Source organism: uncultured Mailhella sp. (genome assembly GCF_905187505.1).
GTDB lineage: Bacteria > Desulfobacterota > Desulfovibrionia > Desulfovibrionales > Desulfovibrionaceae > Mailhella.
The window spans coordinates 1-7,541 of the sequence record NZ_CAJJIC010000117.1 but is presented as its reverse complement, the minus strand read 5'-3'; the positions used below and the strand labels follow the sequence as shown (position 1 = coordinate 7,541).

Here is a 7,541-nt window from a genome sequence, read left to right as displayed (position 1 = left end):
TAAAATAATGTGCTGATTTTCTTTTTTAATGTTCTTTTCCCGAAAAAATCGTGCGGCGACGTTCTGTCGATTCTTTTTTGTTTCATGCGTGCGGCATGAGAAACCCGCATCTGGCCTTTTTCCCCGGTCTGAGGCAGAATCCCGGCAACGCCGCTTCAAGCAGGAAAAGAACATGCTCTATTCTTCCCGTTACGCCTCCCCTGTCGGCCCCCTTACTCTGGCCAGCGACGGCATCCATCTCGTCGGCCTCTGGATCGACGGACAGAAGTATTTTCAAAGTTCGCTCACGGAAACGCCCATCCCCTGCGACGGACAGCCCGTTCTTGCTCAGACCGCGCTCTGGCTTGACCGGTATTTTTCCGGCGAACGCCCCTCTCCTTCCGAGCTGCCCCTTGCCCCTGCGGGAAGCCCGTTCCGGCAGTTCATCTGGCGGGAGCTCTGCCGCATTCCCTACGGCAGCCTCGTCACCTACGGGGAGCTCGCCGGACGTGCCGCCGAGGCCTTTCATAGAAAAAGCATGTCGGCTCAGGCCGTGGGCGGCGCCGTGGGACACAATCCCATTTCCATCATCATTCCCTGCCATCGCGTCGTAGCAGCGAACGGCAGCCTCACCGGCTACGCCGGAGGCATCGACAAAAAAATCCGTCTGCTGCGGCACGAAGGCGTGAACACGGATAGGCTTCACCTCCCCGTTCAGGCCGTCTCCCGCCGTTCACTCTCCGGGGAAAACGCCGCCCCCCGCCCGTAACGGCAGACACCTTCCGCAGCCGGCGTCGCAGGGCATGCTTTCCGTCGGCATGGCCGGACCGCCGCGAAAAAACTGCGGGGAAAACACCCCGCCTTCACGGATCATGCTCCGGGGAAAACCACGCTCAAGACGCAGACACACGAAAAGGCCGCCCGACGCCTTCGCATCGAAACGGCCTTTTCTTCTCTCACCGTCAGGAAAAAACGCCCAAAGCTAGAGCGCGTACCAGTCCCGGATCAGCTCCCGGCAGACGGTCTCCATGAACGTGATCTGGGAAACCGGACAGGCCTCGTCCACCTGATGCGCCATGGCGCTGTCGCCGGGGCCGAAGATGACCACGGGCACCTCGGGCAGTCTGGTTCTCACTGCGGCGGCATCGGTAAAGAACTGCACGGCAGCCACCTGTGCCTGCCGTCCGGAAAGAGCTTCATAGAGGGCGTAGACCTTCTTCATCCAGGGATGTTCCGGCTCCGTCCACACCGGGGGGATGTCCAGCGTGGTATCCATGACCATGCCGTCCCCGCATATTCCCCGTATTTCTTCCCTCAGCTTTTCGTGATCCATGCCGGGCACCGTGCGTATGTCCATGGTCAGCACTGCCGAATCGGGCACGGAATTGCTGTTGAGGCCGGAATGCAGCGTGGAGAGCACCGACGTGCCCCGCCCCATGAAGGGATGCGTGCCCACGGGAACGAAATCAAGAAGAGGGGTCGCGGCAGGAAGCATCTTCGCAAGCGCGCTGTCGCCTTCTTCAGGCATGGACGCGTGAGACGTCCGTCCAGAAGAGGAAAGCGTGAGCCACAGCGCCCCCTTATGTCCGGCAAGGGGCCGAGCGCCCGTAGGTTCTCCCACGACAACCGCCGCAATGTTCCGAAACTCCCGCTCCGGCATATGGAACGAGCCCAGACATCCGCGCTCCTCCCCTCCATAGAGATGCAGGACCAGATCCCGATCCCTGATGAGGGGGGCCATGGAAAGCGCCGCGGCCAGCATGACGGCGGCCCCGCTCTTCATGTCGCATGAACCGCGACCGTACAGGCTGCCGTCGATGATCTCCCCGGAAAAGGGATCATGCTTCCAGGGCGTCGTGCCGAGGGGGACCGTGTCCACATGTCCGGCCAGACAGAGGGCTCCGCCTCCGCAGTCGGGATGAAGATGCGCAGACAGACTGCACTTTCCGGGATCCTTTTCGTCATATCCGTCAAGAAAGACGGCAAACCCCGCCTTTTCCAGCCATTCCGCCACCTGGGCAAGCAGCGCGGCCTCGTTGCTGCCGCTCGTCACGGTGTCGCATCCGACCATCCACCGGGCCAGGCCCGTTCCGCTGAAGTCTTTCATGCCGCTCATCCGAAATATGCCTTCTTCACTTCTTCGCTTTGTTTCAGTTCTTCCGCCGTTCCCTCGGCAACCACTCTGCCCTGCGCAAGCACGTATCCGTAATGAGCTATGGCCAGAGTCTGCCGCACGTTCTGCTCAACCAGAAACACGGCTATGCCGTCCTCGCATATCTTCCGAATGACGCGGAAATTGTCATTGACCAGCGCGGGGGACAGGCCGAGGGAAGGCTCGTCTATGACAAGGAGCTTCGGCTCGTTCATGAGTCCGCGTCCTATGGACACCATGGCCTGCTCGCCGCCGGACATGGTTCCAGCAAACTGCCCGCGCCGTTCAAGAAGACGGGGAAAAATACGGTACACCCGTTCCAGGCGCTGACGGATCTTGTCTCTGTCCCTTTCCATGTAGGCGCCCATGAGAAGATTTTCCTCCACGGTCATCTTGGAAAAGATGCGTCGGCCTTCGGGAATGCCGCTTATGCCGCGCGCCGCTATCTTGTGAGGCGGCAGCCCGGAAATCTCCATGCCGTTGAACACCACGCTGCCCTTTCTCGGAGGCGTAAGTCCGAGAATGGCCCGCAGAAGCGTGGTCTTGCCCGCTCCGTTGGCTCCCAGAAGTCCGGTGATGCGGCCGGCGCAGATTTCCATGTTCACGCCGCAGATGACGTCGGCCTTGCCGTAGGCCACAAACAGGTTCTCAATTCTGAGAGGAGAAAAAGCAACAGCCATCTACACCACCTCCGTTCCCAGATAGGCCTGCTGCACCACAGGGTTGGACGTTACCTCGTCATAACTTCCCTCGCAGAGCTTGCGTCCGAAGTTCAGCACGATGCAGCGGGAAGAGATTCTTTTGATGACGCTCATCTCGTGTTCAATGAGAATGATGGACGGTCTGTTGCCCTCGAATTCCATGGCAATGAGCTCGTCCATGAGCTGCCGGGTCTCATCCTGCGTCATGCCTGCCGAAGGCTCGTCCAGAAGCAGCAGTCTGGGACGCCCGGTAAGCGCACGGCAGATTTCCACACGGCGGCGGTCGATCATGCTCAGCTCTCCCACAGGCTTTCGTATCTTGTCGGCAAGCGTGGGATTGAGAGCCTTCAGCATGAGCCGTATCCGCTCTTCATCATCCCGACACTCTTGAAAGAATGCCCTGCGACATATGACGTTGTGCCAGAAGCCCATATTGAGATTCTTGCTGTTGCCCATCATGACGTTGTCGAACACCGTAAGTTCAAGACACAGCCTCGAGCGCTGGAACGTGCGTGCGATTCCCGCGCGACAGATCTCCTGAGGGTTTCTGGCGGTAATGTCCTTTCCGTCGAAGACTATGTGTCCCTCGCTGGGCGTATAGATGCCCGTGAGCACGTTGAAAAACGTGGTCTTGCCGGAACCGTTCGGGCCCACAAGGCCTATCACGTCTCCTTCCTCAACCTGAACGTCAAGCCTGTTGAGCGCCGCAAGACCGCCGAAACGCATGGTAAGACCGGTACACGAAAGCAGACTCATGCCGCATCCTCCGAAGTGACAACGCGCGTTCTGCGGGGCAGCAGTCCCATGGGACGGTACACGATCATGAGCAGAACCAGCAGAGAATACAGCAGGTAGCGATATTCCTGAATGAACTGGAGCTTCTCCGGCAGAACCACCATGATGGAAGTTGCCAGAATGACGCCCCAGCAGTTGCCCATGCCGCCGAGCAGAAGAATGGAAAGAAAAAGAAGGGAGTCGGAAAACGTGAAGTTCGCCGGACTGATGTAGGCAAGCATCATGGCATAGAGCGCGCCGGCCATGCCCATGAGCACGTTGCCCATGGTAAAGGCCGTCACCTTCCAGCGGACAATGTTGATGCCGAAACAGGCCGAAGCCGTTTCGTCAAGACGGACGGCGTCCATGGCAAGGCCCATCCAGGAGCGTTCGACGCGGCGCACCATGATGAACACGAGCGCCAGGAACAGCAGAATGAAAAGGTCGTAGCGCAGATAGAACGACCCGGTCATAGAGCCCCATTCCACATCGCTGGCAAAGTCCACGCCGAAAAGAGAAAAGGACGGAACGGAAATGCCCTGCGGACCGCCGAAGCTTTCGTTGACTTCCAGAAACACGTTGAAGAGAAGCGCAAAGGCCATGGTCACCAGCGCTGAATAGTGCCCGGAAGTTCTCAGCACCGGAAGCAGAAGCACGCACCCCACAAGACCGGCCATGACGCCGCCCAGCAGAAACGCGGCAAAAGGAGGAACCAGTCCCTGATTGAGCAGCATTCCCGCGGTGTATCCGCCTACGCCGAAGAAGGACGCGGCGCTGAAGTTGATGACGCCCGTATATCCCAGCTGAACGTTCAGGCCGAGCACGGCAATGGTATAGCAGAAAATGGTTCCGATGAGGAAAAGGCAATAATGGTTGTCACGGAAGAAGAACAGAAGAATGAGCGCGGCAATGAAAAGAAGACCGGCCCACAGCCGTTCATGATGAAACACCGCACGGGTAATCTTTTCATAAGCACCCATGCGCACCATGCCCCATAGAAGAAGGGCGCATCCTGCCATGTAGGAGCCGATGACGGTTTCATCTTCCGCCAGCAGGAATGCCACGGAAAACACCAGCAGCGCCATGGCGGACAGCAGGCAGATGACGATTTCTCTTGAGCGATCCATATTCATACCCTCTGACTTGAACGTTCCGCCAGAAAGCCGGTGGGACGTATTGCCATGAGCACAATGACGACGGCAAAGGCAAAAACGTCCTTATAGGCGCTGGAAAAAGGCAGCGCCACAGCGCCTACGGTCTGAAGAAAGGCGAACACGAAACCGCCGATGATGGCTCCGTAGATATTGCCGAGACCTCCGATGACCGCCGCGCTGAAACCTATGGCACCAAGAAGCACGCCCATGCCGAAGTTAATTTCATTGTAGTAGATGCCGTTCATGAGTCCGGCAAACGCGGCCACACCGGAACCGAGCGCAAAGGTAAGCAGCACGATGAAGGAAAAATTCACGCCCATGAGCTGGGCGGCCTCGGAATCCTGCGCCACCGCGCGGACGGCCATGCCGAGCTTCGTCTTGTTGATGAGCACATGAATGCCGCCGATGATCAGCAGACCTCCTACGAACAGAAGAACGCTGTCGAGCCGGACGGTCACGCCGCCCAGCAGCCAGGACGTATCAGGCAGGAGCCTGGGAAAGGGCTGCGGATTGGAACCGTCGGGGTAAAACAGACGTATGGCTTCGCGCAGCACGGTTCCCAGCATCATGGTGGCAAGAAGCGTATTCAGAGGCGGCGAAGAACGAAGACGCATGATGAGGCCGCGGGCAAGAACCACGCCAAGAAGACATACCGCGAGAAGGCTGGCCGCAACGACCCACAGGCAGAGCCAGACGGTCTCTATGTCTGGATATACGGACTGAAGCCAGACGTACGTTCCCAGACCGGCAAAGGCACCGACCATGACCGTATCGCCATGAGAAAAAACAATGATGTCCAATACACCGAAAAACAGGGTAAAGCCGACAGCCACCAGAGCGTACATCATGCCGAGCATGAGTCCGTTCATGATGAACTGCGCGAGCAGAACGCCATCCATAATAACCATATCCTTTCAATGAAGCATTGCATCGGACCGACCCGCAGCATCCGCCGTCGGGCCGGTCCGGAAAACTATCGGCTGAGCTTTTTCAAGGCACGTTCCCCGGAGCAGTACTTGCTGTCTTCCCAGAAAACCCACTGTCCGTCCTGAACGATGTACTTGCTCACGGCAGGCTCGATGTTCTGCCCATGGTCATCATATGTCACCTTGCCGACCAGCGTATCGGCAGACTTGATGTTCTGCAGATAGCTGATGATCTTCTTGTGGTTGGGGCCTTCGGCCTCAATGGCGTCAAGAAGCTGAACCATGGCGGCATAGGCAAAAGGACCGTAAGCCTCGGCAGCCTGTTCGTAGCCGTGCTTTTCATAGCTGGCCGTGAACGCCGCGCCGCCGGGAAGCTTTTCGAGAGGAGCGCCTTCAATGAAGCTCATGCAGCCTTCCGCAGCCTCGTCGCCCACACCATGAATGAAGGCATCGGACTTGATGCCGGAAACTCCCTGGAACTGAATGTCCGTCATGCCGAGCTTGACCATCTGCGCACGGACGCGCACGCCCGTAGGAACCAGACTCGCGAAATACAGCACCTCGGGATCAAGCGCCTTGATCTTGGTCAGTTCCGCAGTGAAATCCTGCTGATTGGACGTCACGCCGAATTCTCCTACGATTTCCCCGCCGTTCTCCTTCACAAACCTGCTGAAGTAGGAAGCGTGTCCCTTGCCGTAGTCGGTCGTATCGTGGATGATGGCGAACTTCTTGTAACCAAGTCCGGTCATGAATTTGGCGGCCACTTCGTTCTGATTGATCATCGTTCCGGGAATACGGAATATTTCCTTGTAGTTGTTGCCGTACGTGATGTCGGGATGCACAGCTCCCCAGATGATGGCGGGCATGCCGAAACGATGAAAAATATCCACGGTGCTCAGGGCAACGGCGGAAACGTAATGCGCCACCACGCCGGCCACCTTGCGGTCCGAGGCCAGCTTGGTCACGACCTGCACGCCCACGTTGGGCTTGCCTTCATCATCGAGCACAACAAGTTCATAGTGATATTTGCTCGCGGGATTTTCATTTCTTTCCTGCACGGCGAGGTCAGCCGAATTTCATCCTCCCATGCCGAGGGAGCTCAGTCCGCCGGTAAGCGGACCGACAAATCCCACCTTGACGGTTTCCTTGGCACAGGCCGAAGAAAATTCTCCTCCGGTCACGACCAGCAGACCGGCGCAAAGGCAAAGCAGGGAACGTTTGGCAAAAGAAATACCGTTCATATGGCCATGTCCTTTTCTGTTAGAAGTGCTTGAGACATTTTTCTTCAAGCAAGAACCGTGCCATTAAATATAACTTATTATTTTTACTATATTTAATAAAATTTCATGCTCTAATTGCCCTGTTATCGACACAATTGTGTATTCTGCGGAAGCCCCGTGCCTTTTCAGCAGACAGAAAGCATCTTTCGGGAAAAGTGCCGGATGACAGGGGATCAACCGTCCACGAAGGCATGACGACCGTTCATGAACAAACGGTCTCCTGCAGAATTCTATTAAAAAACAACTAATAATTAGTTATAGTTATTAAAAAATGGCAATATAATCTTCAAAGAAGGGCCTCGTTGCCGCAACAATCATGTGCGTGTCGACAAAAAAAGCCCTCAGCACAAAAATATATCGGCAAATCTGATACAGCGTCCGGCAAAATTTATTTTTCGTCCATGCGTGCCGTTTTTGAAATTTTCAGTGAAAGCAACCGGCCCAGAGCATCCGGGAGCATCCCTGCTCCTCATTGGAAGCCCTTCCCCCGCAACAACCATGCGAAGAAGCATCCCCGAAGGGTACTATTAAATCCTGCAGAAAAACTACAGAAGCACCATCACCGACAGCACGGA

The 7,541-nt window shown here is 56.7% G+C and carries 7 protein-coding genes and 1 pseudogene; 1 reads left to right on the top strand and 7 read right to left on the bottom strand.

Features of this window, described 5'->3' with window-relative positions:
- Positions 1–172 precede the first annotated feature (172 nt).
- Positions 173–748 (top strand): methylated-DNA--[protein]-cysteine S-methyltransferase, encoded by a 576-nt coding sequence (locus tag QZZ60_RS09475; RefSeq protein ID WP_295640840.1) that lies wholly within the window; start codon positions 173–175, stop codon positions 746–748.
- A 213-nt stretch (positions 749–961) separates the two neighbouring features.
- Here QZZ60_RS09475 and QZZ60_RS09470 read toward each other — a convergent pair whose 3' ends face one another.
- The 7 genes and pseudogenes from QZZ60_RS09470 to QZZ60_RS09440 all read right to left on the bottom strand — a co-directional run bounded on the left by QZZ60_RS09470 (position 962) and on the right by QZZ60_RS09440 (position 6,927).
- Positions 962–2,086, bottom strand: a complete 1,125-nt coding sequence (locus QZZ60_RS09470) for a M20 family metallopeptidase (protein WP_295640838.1) — start codon at positions 2,084–2,086, stop codon at positions 962–964.
- A 5-nt stretch (positions 2,087–2,091) separates the two neighbouring features.
- Positions 2,092–2,811, bottom strand: a complete 720-nt coding sequence (locus QZZ60_RS09465) for an ABC transporter ATP-binding protein (RefSeq protein WP_295640837.1) — start codon at positions 2,809–2,811, stop codon at positions 2,092–2,094.
- On the bottom strand, positions 2,812–3,588 hold the full coding sequence (locus QZZ60_RS09460) for an ABC transporter ATP-binding protein (RefSeq protein ID WP_295640835.1): 777 nt from the start codon (positions 3,586–3,588) through the stop codon (positions 2,812–2,814).
- Positions 3,585–4,733, bottom strand: a complete 1,149-nt coding sequence (locus tag QZZ60_RS09455) for a branched-chain amino acid ABC transporter permease (RefSeq protein WP_295640833.1) — start codon at positions 4,731–4,733, stop codon at positions 3,585–3,587. The genes QZZ60_RS09460 and QZZ60_RS09455 overlap by 4 nt, the downstream gene beginning before the upstream one ends.
- Positions 4,734–4,735: 2 nt before the next feature.
- Positions 4,736–5,668, bottom strand: a complete 933-nt coding sequence (locus QZZ60_RS09450; RefSeq protein WP_295640831.1) for a branched-chain amino acid ABC transporter permease — start codon at positions 5,666–5,668, stop codon at positions 4,736–4,738.
- Positions 5,669–5,733: 65 nt separating this feature from the next.
- Positions 5,734–6,747 (bottom strand): annotated as a pseudogene (locus QZZ60_RS09445) (branched-chain amino acid ABC transporter substrate-binding protein); the annotation flags it as partial.
- A 15-nt stretch (positions 6,748–6,762) separates the two neighbouring features.
- On the bottom strand, positions 6,763–6,927 hold the full coding sequence (locus tag QZZ60_RS09440) for a hypothetical protein (RefSeq protein WP_295640829.1): 165 nt from the start codon (positions 6,925–6,927) through the stop codon (positions 6,763–6,765).
- Between the last annotated feature and the right edge of the window lie 614 nt (positions 6,928–7,541).

Excerpts from the sequence above, each read along its gene's own strand:
- QZZ60_RS09475 (WP_295640840.1), top strand. The coding sequence starts at position 173 with ATGCTCTATTCTTCCCGTTACGCCTCCCCTGTCGGCCCCCTTACTCTG.
- QZZ60_RS09470 (WP_295640838.1), bottom strand. The coding sequence starts at position 2,086 with ATGAAAGACTTCAGCGGAACGGGCCTGGCCCGGTGGATGGTCGGATGC.
- QZZ60_RS09465 (WP_295640837.1), bottom strand. The coding sequence starts at position 2,811 with ATGGCTGTTGCTTTTTCTCCTCTCAGAATTGAGAACCTGTTTGTGGCC.
- QZZ60_RS09460 (WP_295640835.1), bottom strand. The coding sequence starts at position 3,588 with ATGAGTCTGCTTTCGTGTACCGGTCTTACCATGCGTTTCGGCGGTCTT.
- QZZ60_RS09455 (WP_295640833.1), bottom strand. The coding sequence starts at position 4,733 with ATGGATCGCTCAAGAGAAATCGTCATCTGCCTGCTGTCCGCCATGGCG.
- QZZ60_RS09450 (WP_295640831.1), bottom strand. The coding sequence starts at position 5,668 with ATGGTTATTATGGATGGCGTTCTGCTCGCGCAGTTCATCATGAACGGA.
- QZZ60_RS09440 (WP_295640829.1), bottom strand. The coding sequence starts at position 6,927 with ATGAACGGTATTTCTTTTGCCAAACGTTCCCTGCTTTGCCTTTGCGCC.